This window comes from Gemella massiliensis, from assembly GCF_900120125.1.
In the GTDB taxonomy this organism is placed as follows: domain Bacteria; phylum Bacillota; class Bacilli; order Staphylococcales; family Gemellaceae; genus Gemella; species Gemella massiliensis.
This window is the reverse complement of sequence record NZ_LT635546.1, coordinates 124,087-144,032: the sequence shown is the minus strand read 5'-3', so window position 1 is coordinate 144,032 and position 19,946 is coordinate 124,087. Positions and strand designations below refer to the sequence as shown.

At 30.4% G+C, this 19,946-nt stretch carries 18 protein-coding genes and 1 other annotated feature (1 of these 19 running past the window's edge); of the genes, 2 read left to right on the top strand and 16 right to left on the bottom strand.

Features of this window, described 5'->3' with window-relative positions; translation table 11 throughout:
- Positions 1 to 26: 26 nt before the first annotated feature.
- From BQ7358_RS05600 to BQ7358_RS05555, 11 genes are all read right to left on the bottom strand, one after another.
- A complete protein-coding gene (locus BQ7358_RS05600; RefSeq protein WP_062174007.1) occupies positions 27 to 491 on the bottom strand; it encodes a LysM peptidoglycan-binding domain-containing protein in 465 nt (154 codons plus the stop codon).
- A gap of 16 nt (positions 492 to 507) precedes the next feature.
- On the bottom strand, positions 508 to 684 hold the full coding sequence (locus BQ7358_RS08805) for a DUF6501 family protein (protein WP_169721097.1): 177 nt from the start codon (positions 682 to 684) through the stop codon (positions 508 to 510).
- A 46-nt stretch (positions 685 to 730) separates the two neighbouring features.
- Complete coding sequence (gene panF, locus BQ7358_RS05595; RefSeq protein WP_062174009.1) at positions 731 to 2,188, bottom strand: sodium/pantothenate symporter; 1,458 nt, start codon at positions 2,186 to 2,188, stop codon at positions 731 to 733.
- Positions 2,188 to 2,433, bottom strand: coding sequence for a YhdT family protein (locus BQ7358_RS05590; protein ID WP_062174011.1), 246 nt, complete (start codon positions 2,431 to 2,433; stop codon positions 2,188 to 2,190). Before BQ7358_RS05590 ends, panF begins: the two co-directional genes overlap by 1 nt.
- Positions 2,426 to 3,028, bottom strand: coding sequence for a phosphatase PAP2 family protein (locus BQ7358_RS05585; protein ID WP_062174014.1), 603 nt, complete (start codon positions 3,026 to 3,028; stop codon positions 2,426 to 2,428). Before BQ7358_RS05585 ends, BQ7358_RS05590 begins: the two co-directional genes overlap by 8 nt.
- A gap of 1 nt (position 3,029) precedes the next feature.
- On the bottom strand, positions 3,030 to 4,112 hold the full coding sequence (locus tag BQ7358_RS05580) for an undecaprenyldiphospho-muramoylpentapeptide beta-N-acetylglucosaminyltransferase (protein ID WP_062174017.1): 1,083 nt from the start codon (positions 4,110 to 4,112) through the stop codon (positions 3,030 to 3,032).
- Between the two features lie 2 nt (positions 4,113 to 4,114).
- Positions 4,115 to 4,606, bottom strand: a complete 492-nt coding sequence (gene coaD, locus BQ7358_RS05575; RefSeq protein ID WP_062174019.1) for a pantetheine-phosphate adenylyltransferase — start codon at positions 4,604 to 4,606, stop codon at positions 4,115 to 4,117.
- Positions 4,607 to 4,608: 2 nt separating this feature from the next.
- Positions 4,609 to 5,160 (bottom strand): 16S rRNA (guanine(966)-N(2))-methyltransferase RsmD, encoded by a 552-nt coding sequence (rsmD, locus tag BQ7358_RS05570; RefSeq protein ID WP_072520319.1) that lies wholly within the window; start codon positions 5,158 to 5,160, stop codon positions 4,609 to 4,611.
- A gap of 60 nt (positions 5,161 to 5,220) precedes the next feature.
- Positions 5,221 to 5,490, bottom strand: coding sequence for a DUF2129 domain-containing protein (locus BQ7358_RS05565; protein WP_062174023.1), 270 nt, complete (start codon positions 5,488 to 5,490; stop codon positions 5,221 to 5,223).
- A gap of 11 nt (positions 5,491 to 5,501) precedes the next feature.
- Positions 5,502 to 7,589 (bottom strand): polyribonucleotide nucleotidyltransferase, encoded by a 2,088-nt coding sequence (pnp, locus tag BQ7358_RS05560; protein ID WP_072520318.1) that lies wholly within the window; start codon positions 7,587 to 7,589, stop codon positions 5,502 to 5,504.
- Positions 7,590 to 7,854: 265 nt separating this feature from the next.
- A complete protein-coding gene (locus tag BQ7358_RS05555; RefSeq protein ID WP_072520317.1) occupies positions 7,855 to 10,287 on the bottom strand; it encodes a Cna B-type domain-containing protein in 2,433 nt (810 codons plus the stop codon).
- Positions 10,288 to 10,799: 512 nt separating this feature from the next.
- On the opposite strand from BQ7358_RS05555, the gene BQ7358_RS09295 reads away from it, so the two are divergent.
- Positions 10,800 to 10,958 (top strand): transposase, encoded by a 159-nt coding sequence (locus tag BQ7358_RS09295; protein ID WP_021752421.1) that lies wholly within the window; start codon positions 10,800 to 10,802, stop codon positions 10,956 to 10,958.
- 179 nt (positions 10,959 to 11,137) lie between these two features.
- Positions 11,138 to 12,424 carry an ISL3 family transposase gene (locus BQ7358_RS05545; RefSeq protein ID WP_106388776.1) on the top strand — a complete coding sequence of 429 codons (1,287 nt, stop codon included), beginning with the start codon at positions 11,138 to 11,140 and terminating at the stop codon, positions 12,422 to 12,424.
- 198 nt (positions 12,425 to 12,622) lie between these two features.
- On the opposite strand, the gene BQ7358_RS05540 is transcribed toward BQ7358_RS05545, so the two are convergent.
- From BQ7358_RS05540 to rplU, 5 genes are all read right to left on the bottom strand, one after another.
- Positions 12,623 to 16,474 carry a Cna B-type domain-containing protein gene (locus BQ7358_RS05540; RefSeq protein WP_072520316.1) on the bottom strand — a complete coding sequence of 1,284 codons (3,852 nt, stop codon included), beginning with the start codon at positions 16,472 to 16,474 and terminating at the stop codon, positions 12,623 to 12,625.
- A 593-nt stretch (positions 16,475 to 17,067) separates the two neighbouring features.
- Positions 17,068 to 18,702 carry a Na/Pi cotransporter family protein gene (locus BQ7358_RS05535; RefSeq protein WP_062174032.1) on the bottom strand — a complete coding sequence of 545 codons (1,635 nt, stop codon included), beginning with the start codon at positions 18,700 to 18,702 and terminating at the stop codon, positions 17,068 to 17,070.
- Positions 18,703 to 18,959: 257 nt separating this feature from the next.
- Entirely contained in the window at positions 18,960 to 19,241 is a 282-nt protein-coding gene (rpmA, locus tag BQ7358_RS05530) for a 50S ribosomal protein L27 (RefSeq protein ID WP_027130209.1), read from the bottom strand.
- Positions 19,242 to 19,246: 5 nt separating this feature from the next.
- Positions 19,247 to 19,576 (bottom strand): ribosomal-processing cysteine protease Prp, encoded by a 330-nt coding sequence (locus BQ7358_RS05525; RefSeq protein WP_021752405.1) that lies wholly within the window; start codon positions 19,574 to 19,576, stop codon positions 19,247 to 19,249.
- Positions 19,577 to 19,578: 2 nt separating this feature from the next.
- Positions 19,579 to 19,887 carry a 50S ribosomal protein L21 gene (rplU, locus tag BQ7358_RS05520; protein ID WP_021752406.1) on the bottom strand — a complete coding sequence of 103 codons (309 nt, stop codon included), beginning with the start codon at positions 19,885 to 19,887 and terminating at the stop codon, positions 19,579 to 19,581.
- A 17-nt stretch (positions 19,888 to 19,904) separates the two neighbouring features.
- Positions 19,905 to 19,946, bottom strand: a sequence feature (ribosomal protein L21 leader region) (it continues 30 nt past the right edge of the window).

Here is a 19,946-nt window from a genome sequence, read left to right as displayed (position 1 = left end):
GAAATACAATTTTTTATTTTACAAAATTACAATTTTGGTATTTGAATTTTTTGCCCGGCATTTAAGTTATTATTTTGCATATTGTTAGCTTCTTTTATTTTTTCAACACCCGCTTTAGTATTACTTTCTCCGTATGCCGCCGCAGCTATAGTGAATAAAGTATCCCCTGTTTTTACAGTATATTCCTGACCTGCAATCGCTTTTTTTGATGTATTTGCAGTTGAATTATTCGTGTTGTTGTTATTCGAAGTATTGTTAGAAGCATTATTTGACACTTTTTCTTCATTGGCCTTTGGGATATTGCTATCAGTAGCTTTGTTTTCCTCCGGGACCTTGGCCGTCTGTGTAGTATTTGTAGTTTGGACGGTCGGGTTTTGTTTTGATTTTCCTGTTATCGAATTACCTAAAACTGTCATACCTAAAAGAATAACCGGTGCTAAAATAACAAACATTACCACTAAAACCATATTTTTAACAGATTTTTTGCTCATAGCGTTCACCACACCTCTATTTTACTTCTTCAAAATATTCATGATAGTAACCGCCAACTTTACCGCTATTATCGATTACAAAAATATATTCTTCCGTAACATTAACAACTTCGTATTCTTTTCCAACAGTCAACATATCACTCACTGTAAATTTCTTCGCATCTGTATGTTTTACTATAACTTTTTTCATCATTGCTTATGCCTCCTTAACTTACATTTTTATTTTATTATAATATTATTTATTTTTCAATTGTTTTCTTAGAGTTAATTAATGAAATAAGTACAAAAACAACTAAAGATATTATTAATGAAATAACTACCGGCTCTATTGATTTCACAATGTACACTTTTTTAAAAATTATATAACTTGTTAAACCGAATACAATAGACATAATTGCACCATATTTCTCCGCATACTTCCAATATAATCCCAGTAAAATAGGCCATAAAAATGTAGCCTCTAAACCACCAAATGCAAAAAGATTAACATTAACAATCAAACTTGGCGGTTGCATACTGATAAACATAATTAAAATTATAACAAGGATATTAATTGTATACACAAATACCGGAACTTTTTTTCCTGTTATCTTTTCTTTTATTGCTTTATTATTGAAAAGTACATCTTTTATTAATGCAGATGAAATTAATAAAAATTGAGCATTAACAGTCGTTATTATCGCCGCCATAGGTGCAGCCAATACTAAAGCTGCCAAATACCACGGCAATATTTTAAGTGTAATAATCGGAATTACAGAATCATAATCTTTTATATCCGGAAAAACTCCACGTGCCATAACACCGATTAAATGTACCCCAAACATAACTATAAAAATTACTATACTTCCAACAATAATCGATTGTTTTAAGCTACGCTTATTTTTATATAACATAGAATTAATAGCTATTTGCGGAATACCTATAACACCTACACCGACTAATACCCAAAACGAGCTAACATACTTTGCTGTCAAACTGCCATCCGCTCCAAATGGTGATAGTATTTTCTCATTTGTTAATAATAAATTATTGGTAATATTTTCAACTCCTCCACCGTAGTGAATAACCGCATATAATAAAATAATTGTTGAAAACACCATAATTAACCCTTGTATCATGTCGGTAATTAAAATATTTTTTAACCCACCGAACACAACGCAAAAAATAATAATGACAGAAATAAGAAATATCCCGGTTTTATATTCTATCCCCATAAAAGCTGACAGTAACTTTGCACCGCCGACCCATTGAGCCGACATTGCCGCAATCAAGAATACTATCATTGCCAATGATGATAAATAAGCAACAACATTTGATTTATATCTATTTTTTAAATAATCGCTAATGGTAATAGCATTTATTTCTTTGGCTACCTTTCTGAACTTTTTAGCAAGAACAAGAAGTACGAAATATCCGGTTACCACCTGAATAACCGCTAAAAGCACCCAACCATAACCTAACTTATACGCTACACCCGGTCCACCTAAAAATGTTGAAGCCGAACCATATGTTGACATCAACGTTATCGCCAATACTATCCCACTTACTTTTCTGTCAGCTAAATAATATTTCTCAAAAAAACCAATATGTCGTTGTCCCGAATGACTAAATCTGTTTAAGATAAGTGGTAATAGTATAATAGTTAAAAATATTACCGTAAATAAAATTAATATTTTATAATCTACTGTATATTTCATTATTTTTCCTCCTCTTTTATTTCACGATTAAATAATAGATTTGCAAAAATAATTACAAGAATTATTATAAAAACACTAACCACTATTGAACTGTAAAAAAACCATTCCGGTAATCCTAAAATATATTTATAATCTTTTACATCAACGTCACTATATCTTATATAAGCGAAATAATACCATAAAGCAAAGTTGATTATAACCAACCCGACTGCTACTACTCCCTCTTTATTCTTTAATCTATTCATTTCTTCTTCCTATTACCCCCATTAGTATATTATATATATCAATATAATATATTTTCATTAAATCTACAACTATACTGCCCAGTAACAGCCCTGCCACTACATCCGTTAAAAAATGTGCTCCCAATATTAATCTTGATATAGGTACAAGAATTATCGCAAAAATTCCAATAACACGAACCAAATTTTTCTTATTAATTATAAAAGTTAATGCTAAGAAAAATAATATTACAAAAGTAGAATGGCCACTAGGAAAACTAAAACCGTCATGAACATCTGGGAGCGGTCTTACTCTTTGAACGCTATATTTAACAACAGTTAATAATAAGCCGCCAAATCCTGCAGTAAAAAACATAAACACCGCTTTTGGTAACTCTTTTATCCATGCAAGAAATACTGATAATAAAATCATAATGACCAGCAACAATTTATCATTAAAAACTAGCGAGATTATTTTAGCTAATGAGCCTAATAATTTTATTTCAATTAAATCAGCTATAATTTTATCAAATGAATTTGTCGGATATTTTATCGCAACTACCAATAATAGCAAAAAACACACCACTTTGACATAAGTTAAGAGTTTTATATTTTTCATATTATTTTCTCACTCCTACTATATTTAATATTTTTTTGTAAAAATCTGTTACATTATTAATAACTTTCTTTTCTTTTTTATATTCAATCATAGACTTTTTATATCGGTCTAAATTATTATAAAATTCACCAATTTCGGTTAAATCTAAATCAACAAATTCTTCCTCAAATATAACTTTAGAAAAATTATTTTTTTCAAAAAATTTAGCATTTTCAATCTGATCTCCTCGACTTTGATTAATACCGAGCGGTACTAAAATAGCCGGTTTTTCAAGTGCTAAAAACTCATATAAAGCATTTGCTCCGGCTCTTGAAATCGTAAAATCGGTTATTTGAAATACATCAAACAGCTCTTTTGATAAAAATTCATACTGTCTATAACCTTGTGCTACAATATTATCATTTATTAGACCTTTACCTACCAGATGAATAATTTGATATTTTTCAACAAGTTCTGAAATGTTATTCCAAATATAATCGTTTAATATTTTAGAACCGAGTGAGCCTCCCATCACCAATATAATGGGTTTTTCTTCATTAAAATCGGTAAATTCATAACCTTTTTCTTTTTTCCCGCTATAAATGTCATCTCTTACTATTGCTCCGATAAGACTGGCTTTGCCGTTTGGTAAATATTTTATAGTATCCTCAAAAGTCGTAAAAATATGATCGCAAAATTTAATATTAATTTTATTTGCCAACCCCGGTGTTAAATCTGATTCATGCAAAACAACCGGTATTTTTAAAAGTTTCGCCGCTATACAAACCGGAACACTTACAAATCCACCTTTAGAAAACACAAAATCGGGTTTCTCTTTTTTTAATATTAAGATTGCATCAATTATTCCCTTTAAAACTTTAAATGGATCTACAAAATTTTCCCACGAAAAATATCTTCTTAATTTCCCTGAACTAATAGCATAATACTTTACATCAGAAATTTTTTCAATCATTTCTTTTTCTATACCTTTTTTACTACCAATATAAGAAATTTTATATCCATTTTTCTTAAATTCAGGTATAAGTGCTACATTAACGGAAACATGTCCCGCTGATCCACCACCTGTGAAAAGAACCTTATTCACTTTTATTCTCTCTCTTTCATTTTCATTTCTAATTTTTCTTCCACATTTTTTGGAACAAATTTTGATAAATCCGCTCCAAATCCTGATACACCTTTTACAATACTGGAACTTATAAATGAGTATTGTTTGTTTGCCATCATATAAAAAGTCTCGATATTTTCATCAAGTGCCTTATTCATAAAAGTCAGCTGCATTTCATATTCAAAATCTGAAACGGCTCTTAGCCCTCTTACGATTACATTAGATCCTACCGATTTCGCATAATTAACTAATAACCCTGAAAACGAATCAACTCTAACATTTTTTATATTTTCTATTGATTTTTCTATCATTTCAACACGTTCTTCAAGAGTAAATAGGTACTTCTTGTCAGGATTGACCAAAATAGCCACTATTACCTCATCAAACAATTCTACGCTTCTTTTTATTATATCAATATGCCCATATGTAATTGGATCAAAACTTCCGGGTACGATTGCTATCTTTTTCTTCATTTTCATTCTCCATACTCAAAGATTATTATGTCTGTTATGCCATACTGTTTTTCTTTTATAATCTCCAATTTTTTATCTTTTATTGTAATTTTTTCCGTATTACTCTTTTCGCAAACAACTAAACACTTATTTGCACATATATTATTTTCTAATATAGCTTGCAAGCTGCAGTCAATAAGACCTTTATTATAAGGAGGATCTAAAAAAATCAAATCAAACTTTTCTTCTTTTTTCCAAAAAATTTTTAAAGCTCTCTTATAGTCGTTACAATAAATTTCATAATTTTTTTTATCAATCTTACATCTTTCCACATTCGAACGAATAGTCTTTATAGCATTACTACTTCCATCAATAAATGTAGCATGTTTTGCTCCACGGCTAAGACTTTCTATACCTAGTCCTCCTGTTCCACCAAAAAGATCCAATACTTTAAGATCATAACAATCAATCATGTTAAATAAATTTTCTTTTATTTTATCAGTTGTCGGTCGGGTGTTCATCCCTTCAACAGCATTTAATTTTATAGATTTATATTTTCCTGCTATTACTCTCATTGTTCCTCACACAAATATTTAGTAATTTTTGCAAAAAGGAGGTTAATATCCTCCTTTATTCTATCCTTGTGATAAAGATAAATTTTTATCTAAATGTTCAAAGCTAAGGTGCAGATCTGACATTTGTGATAATTCTATTTTTTTCACAAATTTTTTCTTTTTCAAATCTGCTATAATAGATTCTATTCTACTTTCATCAACATAAATACAGGCATATCTCCCACGTCTAGAGTAAGAAATAAAATTCCCATATTTCTCTAATTTGTTTAAATCTTTAAAACTTTTAAAATAAACGTAAATACCACGTCTTTCTTTCTCAAATAATTCCATAACTTGTTCTCCTAGAAATTAGCAGTGGCATCGACACGACCTTTTTCGTCAATTTTTATAACTTTAACTTTTAAAGTATCACCGATTTTTACAACATCTTCCACTTTATTTACACGTTCTTTAGCTAATTTCGAAATATGTACAAGGGCGTCGACACCGGGGAATAACTCAACAAAAGCGCCGAATTTTTCAATACGTTTTACTTCCGCTAAATAAATTTCCCCTACTTCTGCTTCTCTTACTATATTTTCAATAATATCTATTGCTTTATTAATTTGCTCCAAATCCGGTGATGAAATAAATACTTCTCCCGTCTGTTCAATATCAATTTTAACACCTGTTTGTTCAATAATTTCATTAATAACCTTACCGCCGGAACCTATAACATCTTTAATTTTTTCAGGTTTAATTTTAATAATTTTAATTTTTGGTGCATATACTGAAACATCTTGACGTGGTTCAGAAATTACTTCATTCATGTGTGCTAGAATTTGAAGTCTTCCTATACGGGCTTGCTCCAAAGATTCTTTTAATATTTGCTCACTAAGCCCATCAATTTTTATATCCATTTGAAGTGCTGTTATACCTTCTGCTGTCCCGGCTACTTTAAAGTCCATATCTCCAAGATGATCTTCCATACCTTGAATATCCGTTAAAATAGTATAATGTTCATCTTTTTTTACAAGTCCCATGGCTATACCGGCTACTTGTGATTTAATTGGAACCCCTGCTGCCATAAGTGCCATAGACCCTGAACAAATTGTTGCTTGCGAACTTGAACCGTTTGATTCCAAAATTTCCGATACAACACGAATTGTATAAGGAAAATCTTCTTTTGACGGTATAACCTGTGATAATGCACGTTCACCTAATGCACCATGTCCTATCTCACGACGGCCAGGTGCACGACTGAACCCTACTTCACCTACAGAAAATGCCGGAAAATTATAATGAAGCATAAAACGTTTATTTTCTTCTTGTGTCAAATCGTCAATTATTTGTTCGTCAGATATATTGCCTAGCGTAACGACACCTAACGATTGCGTTTGTCCACGAGTAAATAAGGCTGATCCATGAGTTCTCGGTAATACATCAATACGTGATGCCAGTGGTCTTATTTCCGTTAAAGCTCGCCCGTCAGGTCTTACTTTATCTTCAGTTATTTCACGACGAACTTCATCTTTTACAATCTTATCTAATGAAAGTTTTGCTTCTTTAACTATATCTAGTTCATCTTCATCGCTTACACGTTCTTCAAATATCGCTGTTACTCTTTCTTTTACAGAATTAATAGCTTCATCACGTTCTTGTTTGTCCTTTATTGCTATTGAAGTTTTCATATCGGTTAGTGCAAGTTCCAACACTTCATTATAAATAGTTTCATCAATGACTTTCAGCTCAATTTCCATTTTTTCTTGACCAATTTCGTTAACAATTTTCTGTTGGAAAGTAATAAGACGTTTAATTTCTTCATGTCCAAACATAATAGCATTTAACATTACTTCTTCCGATACCTCTTTTGCTCCGGCTTCAACCATGTTAATTGCTTCTATTGTTCCGGCTACTTTTAAATCTATTTCTGATTTTTCAAGTTGTTCAACACTTGGATTAATTATATATTCTCCATTTATAAATCCAACAGTAACACCGGCTATAGGTCCTTTAAACGGAATATTAGATACTGATAATGCTAATGAGCTGCCTAACATTGCTGCCATTACCGGATCACTATCATACTCTACTGACAAGACTGTTGAAATAACCTGTACTTCATTTCTAAAACCATCTTCAAACAATGGTCTAATCGGTCTATCAATCAAACGTGCCGCCAACGTCGCCTCTGTCCCCGGACGTCCTTCACGTCTTAAAAAACCGCCCGGAATTTTTCCGACAGCATACATTTTCTCTTCATAGTTTACTGTTAACGGAAAGAAATCTACATCTTTTGCTTCTTTAGAAGCAACCGCTGTCGTTAATACAACAGTATCCCCATATTTAACTACTACTGCTGCATTAGCTTGCTTCGCCATCTCACCTAACTCCACAGTTAATCGTTTCCCTGCCCATTGAGTTGTATAAATTTTTTTCTCTTGAAACATCTCTATTTCCTTTCAATATTTTTTCTAATCTTTATATAAATCGACTATTTTATTATATCATGAATACATTTTTTTACAAAGAAAAAAAAGAATAGAAGTAACGACGGTAACATTTTTTCTTTAAGTATGTTTAAAATTTTCGGTTGTATAATAAATATAGGGTATGGAAAAAAATCCATACCCTTAAATTTATTATACATATAAATCCATACATCAAGTTTTTATTGTATAATTTATTCCATTAACTTTACTACAAAGATATTAATTATCGTAGATTTTTTTTTCTACCTACTATAAATAATGCAGCTGCCAACAATGCTATTCCTAAGTTTCCTAATCCACTGTCTGTTAGTCCTGTTTTTGGTAGTGGCGGTGTTGGTGGCGGTGGTAATAATTTATTTGTTAAATTATAACCATTTATTTCTTTTGTATATCCTGCTACATCTTCTTCATCTATTGTATAGCTAATTTCTTTTCCGTCTTTGTATTTATCCAAGTTATCAAAGCTGTATTTCCAGCCGTCTTTTTCTGTCACTTCTTTTGAAGCTACTTCTTTTCCGTCTGCTAGTAGTTTTACTTTGATTTTTGTTGGTCGTTTTCCATCTTGGTTGTTATTGTCGTTCCATGTTTTTAGTCCTTCAACTTTTGTTTTTTCAGGAACGTGTTTGTTTGTTAGATTGAAGCCGTCTACTGTTTTTTCGTAGAATTCCACTACTTCTTCATCTATTGTGTATTTGATTTCTTTTCCGTCTTTGTATTTATCCAAGTTATCAAAGCTGTATTTCCAGCCGTCTTTTTCTGTCACTTCTTTTGAAGCTACTTCTTTTCCATCTGCTAGTAGTTTTACTTTGATTTTTGTTGGTCGTTTTCCATCTTGGTTGTTATTGTCGTTCCATGTTTTTAGTCCTTCAACTTTTGTTTTTTCAGGAACGTGTTTGTTTGTTAGATTAAAGCCGTCTACTGTTTTTTCGTAGAATTCTACTACTTCTTCATCTACTGTGTATTTAATTTCTTTTCCGTCTTTGTTGTATTTGTCCAAGTTATCAAAGCTGTATTTCCAGCCATCTTTTTCCGTTACTTCTTTTGAATCTACTTCTTTTCCGTCTGCTAGTAGTTTTACTTTGATTTTTGTTGGACGTTTTCCATCTTGGTTATTGTTGTCGTCCCATGTTTTTGTTCCACAGATTTTTATTTTAGCTTTTTCGTTAAGGACTTCTTTAGTTACTGATTTATCGCTACCGAAGTCACTTGGACCGATTTTTATTTCTGTCGGATCCAATTTATAACCGTCAGGTGCTTTGGTTTCTTTTATAGTATAGTTATCTTTTAACAATCCTTTAATTGATATTTTTCCGTCAGCATCTGTTGTAAACTTCCCTATTACTTGCCCGGTTGCATCACGTGTTACTTGGAATTCGGCACCTTTTAGTGCTTTTCCTCCATCTTTATCTTTTTTAAGTAAATTAATAGAGTATACATATCCTTCCGCTTTTCCTCCGGCTGCCAAATAGTTTAAAGTGAATTCTGCATCAGTATTAATTTTTCCATTATATTTTAATGTAGCTTTATTTTTAATTATCTCTCCATCAGCGGGTGTATAACCGGCTCTTATATCATAGGTTATTTTATAACCTTTTTTTCCAATATCTCCTAAATCAATAGTAAAACCTTTTTGATCATTATCTACTTTTATTTTATCCTTAAAATTAGCTGTAACTTCTTCCAAATTTTTATATTTCCATCGCACCTTGTCCCAATACCAGTCTAACTTATATATCTTAATGGTATTCGGCAATACTTTTACATTTTGAACATTATCATCTAATCTATCTTTAATCTTAACACTTTTCAAATCTATCATACTTCTATTAATAGAGATATCATAATGCAACAAACTCTTATCTTTTCTGTCTTGCCAACCACTTTTTCCCATTGTAGTATTATATCTTTTAGGTCCTTTATAATGTAATTTTCCAGAAGAAATAATTACTTTATTATTTATAGTAAAATTAAGGTCTATATCTATTTCCTGCTTAATTCTAGATTCATCTACCCTTGCATAAAAGTAAAATTCTCCCTTTACATCTGAATATTTTTCCGGATAATCTGTATACGTCAAGGTAATAGTTTTAGTATTTGGATTTATTAAAGCATTAGCAACAACATTATTTTTAGAATCTTTTATACTAAAATTTAGTGATCCCCCACCAAAGGTTAATTGTTCAGGTAACTTTATTGTAGTTGTATCTCCTTTTCGAACTACATTATTAGGCAATTCAAATGTTCCAGTTACTTTAAAATTTTGCCACTTCTCAACTTCACCACTAAGTGGTTTCCCATTTAAATCTGTTACATTAAAAGTTTTTATGACATTATCTCTCTCCATAACATCTCTAGATAGATCATTAATTATATTATCTGAAATATTCTTAACATCATCTCTTTTTTTCAGTGTTATATTTTCAATCCCTTTATTTATATTTCTTAACTGTTCCAGTGCTCTATCATTAGATTTCTTTTCTGTAGGTTCTTTGGAATCTTTATCTTTAACTTCTTTTTTTAGCACACCAGCACTATTTCTTCCCTGCTCTCCCCCTACTGCATTAGCAATATTTGAATTTGAACTTATAATTGTAGTTAGTATTGTACTACATATTAAAAGTATAGTTGCTATCCATATAAAAATTTTCTTTTTCATGAATAATGCTTCCTTTCTTTATATTTTTAAGTAGGATTTATTTTACACATTTTTTACGATATTATAAAACACCAGTAAATTAATTTAATCTAATAAAATAGTGCAAACTAGTATTCCCACTATGCGGTAGATTATAACACATCAAAATTATATTGTAAAATAATTCTTGAGTTTCATTATAATACTTTTTTGTTTTCTTATTATTTTTTCACCTTAAATTGTTGAATAATTTATATAAAATAATTTCAAAATAGTTATTTTTAATATTAATAATTACTAATTTTCATATAATTTTACTGTGTTAGAGATTTTGATTATCTACAATTATTTTTTATTTATTCTTCATACTATTTTATTATTTCTCTTCTACATATTTTTAATTTTCATTCTTTATTATAATTAATAAATATCCAATTATATTTTTTATTAGTGATTGGGCTAGAATAAACTAGACAGATATTAGTAAGAAAGATATAATAAAAAAAGGAGAGTCAAACCGAAGAGAACGAAGAGTGTTTAGCCAAGAATTTATAAAACAAATAGTAGAATTATACAAGACAGGAAAAAGAAAAAGCGAGATAATGAGAGAATATGAATTATCCTCAAGCACACTAGCTAGATGGATAAAACAATCAAAAAAACATGTTCATTCAAACACGCAGATAACTTAATAGAAAAAGAAAAAAACTACTACGATTAAGAAAAGAAAATCAAAAGTTTAAAAATGGAGAGTGATATTTTAGCAAACAGTGCTGATAATGGGATGAAAAGACTAATAATACAACAAAACAAAGACAAATATCCAATATAATTAAAGTGCAAAAAAATAAACTACGAAAGGATATCTGTCATGAATAATTTTAACACAAAATCAAAAGAAATAAAAGAGGGAGAATTCATTAAAAACCTACTACAAATAAAAGATAAAAACATAACTATTGAGAAAACACATAACGAAATTATAAAAAATAATCAAAAGCTCTTTGTATTTAAAGGTACTTTATCCTATACTCCTAATAAGTGTGAATGCTGTGGTTGTCTTAATAAAGGTTATACTGTAGTTAAAAACGGCTTTAATGAACTTACTAGAATTAATCTATTAAAAATATCTGGTATTCCTGCTTATTTGGAATTAAAAAAACAACGTTTTAAATGTAAATCTTGTAATAAAAAGTTTGTAGCTACTACTTCTTTTGTAGATAAATACTGTAGTATTTCTAAAAATGTTAAGTTTTCTATAATGAGTGATTTAGCTGATACTCTTTCTTTTAAACAAATTGCTAAAATGAATAATGTATCGATTAATACTGTTATACGAACTCTTTATGATTGTAAATCTCATGTTGATATAACTAATTATTCCTTCTTACCTGAGTATTTATGTTTTGATGAGTTAAAGTTTACTAAAGATAGTAAAAATGGTATGAGCTTTATCTTTTCTAATGCTTTAACTCGTGAGATTATTGATACAGTCGATGGTAGAACCGAGTATATTTTAAATAATTATTTTTCCAGATTTTCTAAGGAGGCTAGATATAATGTTAAGGCTATTTGTATTGATATTTATACTCCGTATATGAAGTTAATTAAAAGTAAGTTTCCTAATGCTGAAATTGTTATAGATAGGCTTCATATTATCCAAAATATTAATAGAGAGCTTAATAAGACAGTTAAGTTAATGAATTGTTTTAAAGGTCAAAAAGGCATTAATTATACTCTTTTGAAGAATAATTGGAAGTTGATATTAGAAGATGAAAGTAATGTTACTCATGGTAAGTTTTTCTTTAATAGGAGTTTTAGGAGTTTAGTTACTAGCCGTGATATTTTGGATTATTTATTAGGATTAGATTGTATATTTAAGGCTAGCTATGAGAGGGTTCAGGATATTAGATATGCGATTAAGTATAGGAATAATACCTTACTTAGTTATTTGATAGATGAATCTACTTCCGGATTATCTATTGGTGTTTGTAAGGCTGTTAATACAATGCGAAAGTATAAGGAGTATATGCTTAATAGTGTTAGACATTCTATTTCTAACGGTTCATTAGAGGGTATTAATAATAAGATTAAGGTTTTAAAGAGAGTTTCTTATGGTTATAAAATAGCTTTTATAACTTTAGATTACGTATTTTAGTTGTTTCCAGGTTATTTGTTTCTGAGTATAAAAATAATATTCCTTTTAAGGGCGATTTGAAAAATGCTAAGCAACATTGTGTTGCTTAGCATTTCACCTTTATTTTTTCTTATGCCCCGTATTTGACATAGAACCAAAATTTACATACTAAATTTTATTGTATAATTTATTCCATTAACTTTATTACAAAGATATTAATTATCGTAGATATTTTTTTCTACCTACTATTAATAACGCAGCTGCCAACAATGCTATTCCTAAGTTTCCTAATCCACTGTCTGTTAGTCCTGTTTTTGGTAGTGGCGGTGTTGGTGGCGGTGGTAATAATTTATTTGTTAAATTATAACCATTTATTTCTTTTGTATATCCTGCTACATCTTCTTCATCTATTGTATAGTTAATTTCTTTTCCGTCTTTGTATTTATCCAAGTTATCAAAGCTGTATTTCCAGCCGTCTTTTTCTGTCACTTCTTTTGAAGCTACTTCTTTTCCATCTGCTAGTAGTTTTACTTTGATTTTTGTTGGTCGTTTTCCATCTTGGTTGTTATTGTCGTTCCATGTTTTTAGTCCTTCAACTTTTGTTTTTTCAGGAACGTGTTTGTTTGTTAGATTGAAACCATCTACTGTTTTTTCGTAGAATTCCACTACTTCTTCATCTATTGTGTATTTGATTTCTTTTCCGTCTTTGTATTTATCCAAGTTATCAAAGCTGTATTTCCAGCCGTCTTTTTCTGTCACTTCTTTTGAAGCTACTTCTTTTCCATCTGCTAGTAATTTTACTTTGATTTTTGTTGGTCGTTTTCCGTCTTGGTTATTATTATCATCCCAAGTTTTTAGTCCTTCAACTTTTGTTTTTTCAGGAACGTGTTTGTTTGTTAGATTGAAACCATCTACTGTTTTTTCGTAGAATTCCACTACTTCTTCATCTATTGTGTATTTGATTTCTTTTCCGTCTTTGTATTTATCCAAGTTATCAAAGCTGTATTTCCAGCCGTCTTTTTCTGTCACTTCTTTTGAAGCTACTTCTTTTCCATCTGCTAGTAATTTTACTTTGATTTTTGTTGGTCGTTTTCCGTCTTGGTTATTATTATCATCCCAAGTTTTTAGTCCTTCAACTTTTGTTTTTTCAGGAACGTGTTTGTTTGTTAGATTGAAACCATCTACTGTTTTTTCGTAAAATTCCACTACTTCTTCATCTATTGTGTATTTGATTTCTTTTCCGTCTTTGTATTTATCCAAGTTATCAAAGCTGTATTCCCAGCCATCTTTTTCCGCTACTTCTTTTGAAGCTACTTCTTTTCCGTCTGCTAGTAATTTTACTTTGATTTTTGTTGGTCGTTTTCCGTCTTGGTTATTATTATCATCCCAAGTTTTTAGTCCTTCAACTTTTGTTTTTTCAGGAACGTGTTTGTTTGTTAGATTGAAACCATCTACTGTTTTTTCGTAAAATTCCACTACTTCTTCATCTATTGTGTATTTAACTTCTTTCCCATTTTCATATTTTGGTAAGTTTTTAAATTCGTAATTCCAGTTGTCTTTTGTTACTTCTTTTTCTGCAACTTTACTTGTGTTTCCATCCACTGTTTTGTTTAGAATTACTTTAATTTTGCTTGGACGTTTTCCATCTTGGTTGTTATTGTCGTCCCATGTTTTTGTTCCGGCTATATTTACTATTTCCGGTGTGTAATTATTTTTCAGGTTGTACCCGTTTATTTCTTTTGTATATCCCGCTACTACTTCCTCATCTATTGTGTATTTGATTTCTTTTCCGTCTTTGTATTTATCCAAGTTATCAAAGCTATATTTCCAGCCGTCTTTTTCTGTCACTTCTTTTGAAGCTACTTCTTTTCCATCTGCTAGTAGTTTTACTTTGATTTTTGTTGGTCGTTTTCCATCTTGGTTGTTATTGTCGTTCCATGTTTTTAGTCCTTCAACTTTTGTTTTTTCAGGAACGTGTTTGTTTGTTAGATTGAAGCCATCTACTGTTTTTTCGTAGAATTCCACTACTTCTTCATCTATTGTGTATTTGATTTCTTTTCCGTCTTTGTATTTATCCAAGTTATCAAAGCTATATTTCCAGCCGTCTTTTTCTGTCACTTCTTTTGAAGCTACTTCTTTTCCATCTGCTAGTAGTTTTACTTTGATTTTTGTTGGTCGTTTTCCATCTTGGTTGTTATTGTCGTTCCATGTTTTTAGTCCTTCAACTTTTGTTTTTTCAGGAACGTGTTTGTTTGTTAGATTAAAGCCGTCTACTGTTTTTTCGTAGAATTCTACTACTTCTTCATCTACTGTGTATTTAATTTCTTTTCCGTCTTTGTTGTATTTGTCCAAGTTATCAAAGCTGTATTTCCAGCCATCTTTTTCCGTTACTTCTTTTGAATCTACTTCTTTTCCGTCTGCTAGTAGTTTTACTTTGATTTTACTTGGTCGTTTCCCATCTTGGTTATTGTTGTCGTCCCATGTTTTTGTTCCACAGATTTTTATTTTAGCTTTTTCGTTAAGGACTTCTTTAGTTACTGATTTATCACTACCGAAATCATTTGGTCCGATTTTTATTTCTGTCGGATCTAATTTATAACCGTCCGGTGCTTTAGTTTCTTTTATAGTATAGTTATCTTTTAACAATCCTTTAATTGATATTTTTCCGTCAGCATCTGTTGTAAACTTCCCTATTACTTGTCCGGTTGCATCACGTGTTACTTGGAATTCGGCACCTTTTAGTGCTTTTCCTCCGTCTTTATCTTTTTTAAGTAAATTAATAGAGTATACATATCCTTCCGCTTTTCCTCCGGCTGCCAAATAGTTTAAAGTGAATTCTGCATCAGTATTAATTTTTCCATTATATTTTAATGTAGCTTTATTTTTAAATATTTCTCCATCTGATGGGGTATAATCAGCTTTTATATCATATTTTATATAATAGCCCTCTTTCCCAATATCTCCTAATTCAAGAGAAAAACCTTTTTGGTCAGGATCCCATTTTATCTTAGCTTTATAATTATTAGTAACATCTTTATCATCTTTATGTTTCCAATGTCCATTGTCCCAATACCATTTAACTTTGTATATCCTAACAGTATCTTGTAACATTTTCACACCATAAGTATTATCATCCAGTCTATCTTGAACCCTTACCCCCTTCAAATCTTCTTCACTTTCATTAATGGCTATACTATAATGAAAAAGACTCTTATTATCTTTATCTTGCCAACCAACTTTTTCTATTATAGAATGATATTTTGGGTTAGGACCTTTATAATGTAATGTTCCTGCAGAAATTGTTACATCATTACTTATAGTGAATTTAAGATCAATATTTTTTTCTTCTTTAACCCTAGTTTCATCAACCCTTGCGTAGAAGAATAGTTCCCCTTTTACATCTGAGTGTTTTTCTGGATAATCCGTATATGTTAAAGTAATAGTTTTAGTATTAGGATCTATTACAGCATTTGCTACTAAATTACCATCAGCATCTTTTACTTCAAATTTTATTGCGCTCCCGCCAAATGTTAGTTGTTCAGGTAATTTTATTGTGGTTGTATCATCTTTCTTCACTTTATTATTAGGAAGAGAAAACTCCGCATATACCCTAAATGTTCTCCACATTTCGACCGTATTATTAGGTATTGTCCCTCCATCATAACTTTTAATATACATTTTAGTAATTACATCATTATGTATTGCAGCATTTCTTGCCAGAGATTTTATTATATTATCAGAGATATTTTCGGTTTCACCTCTTTTCTCTGATACAATATTTGTAGTCCCTTTAGCACTAACACCTAAGTCCGCAGTATTGTCAGCTTTTTTATTTGTTTTTGCTGTATTATCAACTTTATCGCTAACTTTTTTTTCTGTAGCTTCGGTATTCTTGCCTTGAGTTTCTTTTTTAACTGCATTTTTTTGTACTTTTGTACTTGTAGTTAAATTCTCTCCCTGTTTTCCACCTTCTGCCCTAGCAATATTTGTATTTGAGCTTATAACTGTAGTCAATATTGTGCTACATATTAAAAGCACAGTCGTTATCCATATAAAAATCTTCTTTTTCATGAATAATACTTCCTTTCTTTGTATTTTTAAGTAGGATTTATTTTACACCTTAAATATGATATATATTATAACATACCTGACAAGACAAACACACTCATATTAGCAATGCAAACTAACAACCTACCCCAAAATATATTGTAACATACTGTAGTTTTATTGTAAAATAAATCCTATTTTTATATCCATTTAATTAAACTGATTTTGTGTTTGAACACAGTTATACTGTTTATAAAAACCTTTTGTTATGGTTATTGAATTATTTTTACATAAATTAAATACTATTTTATTTACACTTAGAGAAAATACTCATAATAACATGGGACTTGTGCCTCCATATTTTTTTACCAAAAAAAGAATAATTTTTATTATATATAGTTCTCTTTTTTCATATAGCAAGTATTTTTATCCTGTACTTTATCTTTTCACCTGAATTAAGTTATTAATAATTAAAAAACGAAAGTGGAATTTCACTTTCGTTTTTTAGTTATTCTTACTTTAACTTATTTGAATTTGATATAATTTATATAAAACTAATACTATTAATAATATTATTACAAATAATATAAAATACATCTTTTGTTTATTAGTCATATCTAAATATTTCCTTGAATTTCTTTTTCCAAAATATTTCTAGAGTGTTCACAAATTCTTGTAAAATGCTGAATTAAATCCATATATACAACTCCTGCCGGAATTTCGCATTCACCGTCTTTCATACGCTGTGTATGCTTTTTACGAGCTTTTTTCTCAAGTTCATAAATATTTCCACAAGCAGCCAGTGCCGCACCGGCAATTGCAATGTTTTTTTCTTCTAATGATTTAATTGTTTTTTCAATTATACCGTTTGATAATTCAAACATTTCTTGAACTTCTGCTTTCGCATCATCTGAGAATTTTAATTTCTTTTTAATTTGATAGTTTACAGATCCTACTATATCTCTAGCGTGATCGCCAACACGTTCAATATCACGTGTCCCATCTAGAAGAACTGACGCGTGTAACCCCTCTTTTGGACTTAGTTTTTCTCTAAATAATAAAGTTAAGTAGTCTGTCATTTCCTCATCAAAATTATTAATAGCTTCTTCTAATGTTTCAGCTTTTTCATTGAACTGCTCTTCTCGTGTCATAAAATATTCAACCGAATTTTTTAAGCTTTTTTTAGATAGTTTTAACATTTCCACAAATTCTTTTTCCACTTGACCAAGTGCTACTGCCGGTGCACTTGTTATTAACGACTTATCAAGATATTGTGTAGTATATTTAATTTGTTCATCTTCACCGGGAATAGCTTTAGTAATAATTTTAACCAATAGCCAAATGAATGGGAATTGTAAAACGGTATTAAATATATTAAATGTACCATGCCCAAAAGCTATTGCCATTTTCGGTTCTAACCCCAGCAGATTTTCCATATACCCAATAAACATAATATACGGCTCTAAAAGTATTAAACATATTACCGTCCCTATTACATTAAACATAATATGTGAAATTGCTACACGTTTCGCTGCAATATTAGTTCCAACAATAGCCAACGCTGCCGTTGTTATTGCAGTCCCTATATTATCACCAAAAATAACGGGGATAGCACCATGTAAATTAAGTGCATGTTCGGCATATAAATTTTGGAGGATAGCGATAGTTGCAGCAGAAGATTGAATCATTACCGTTAACAATGTACCAACTCCGACACCTACCCAAGCACTATCATCAATATGTGTTAAAATCGTTTGAAACCAATCCATAGTTTTTAGTGGTCCCATGGCCGTTGACATCATTTTTAAAGCATAGAATATTCCACCAAAACCGAAAATTACACGCCCTATATTATTAATGAGTTTTGCTCTTGTAAAAAATAAAAATGCTGCTCCCAAAAATATAAGCGGTAATGAATAATGCGATACATTAAAACCTATAATGAATGATGTTAATGTTGTACCGATATTAGATCCCATTACAATTGCAATTGCCTGTTTTGTCTTTAATAAACCGGCACCTACCAAACTAACCGTAATAACGATTGTTCCGGTACTTGACTGAATAAGAACTGTAACTAACACCCCGGCGAATAATGCCATCAATGGTTTAGAAGTATATTTATCTAACACATAACGCATCTTGTCCCCTGCTATTAGTTGTAGACCATCTCCCATATATTTAATACTAAATAAAAATAAACCCAGTCCACCTAAAAAAGAAAATAAAATTTCTTGTCCTAATGTTGACACTTTTTTTCCTCCTGAAAATATATCTGTACACTGTCAAATGCACAAATAGAGTTTAACATATATAAATTAAAAATACAACTAATAAAAGTATTAAAATATTATTACATAAATAAAGTGTTTTCATAATGTATTTTTGTGAAATATTAAAGACTATATTGAGTAAAAATTAAAAATTTTATATATTCTAAAAATTGAAAAAATAAAAAAGAGAACTTTTATTTAAGATTAACCATAAATAAAAATTCTCTTCATATATATTATGCTTGTGGATATACTGAAACTTTTTTACGACTACGTCCGTATCTTTCGAAACGAACAACTCCGTCAACTAGTGAAAATAGTGTATCATCTCCACCTTTTCCTACGTTAGTTCCAGGATAAATTTTTGTACCACGTTGTCTGTATAATATAGAACCTGCAGTTACGTACTGACCGTCAGCTCTTTTTGCACCTAAACGTTTAGATTCAGAATCACGTCCGTTTTTAGTAGAACCTACCCCTTTTTTAGATGCGAAGAATTGTAAATTTAATTTTAACATCATCTCTAATTCACCTCTCTTGTTTCAATAGTTATATAATCTGCATAATTTGCTTCAATTGTTTTTAGCGATACCAACATCGCTTGTAAAAGAAGTTGTTCCGTCATTGTAGATTTTAATGAACGATAAGTTAAATGTCCTGTTTCATCTTCACTAACTGAAATATCAAACACTACCTCATCATCAAGTTCATCAATCGAATTAATCAATCCAAAAATAATCGCTGAAACACCCGCACAAACAATATCTGAACCTTCTTCAGCAAAATTTGCATGACCATCAACAATGATTTGTTTTATGTTATTAACCCCTTTTGTTATTTCGACTTTAATCATAATTAAGCGTTAATTTTTTCAACTACTAATTTAGTGAATGGTTGACGATGACCTAATTTACGGTGATTGTTTTTCTTAGGTTTGTATTTAAATACTGTTATTTTTTTACCTTTACCTTGAGAAACAACTTTAGCTGTTACCGTTGCACCCGCTACTAATGGAGCACCAATTTTAGCATTTTCCCCACCTACTAGTAATACTTTGTCGAAAGTTACTGTTGAATCAACTTCTACTGCTAATTTTTCAACTAGAATAGTTTGACCTTCTTCAACACGTAATTGTTTTCCACCTGTTTCGATTACTGCGTACATATCTGCACCTCCTTAAATTTTTTACTAAGACTCGCCATATAAGGTGGATTTCTCACTTA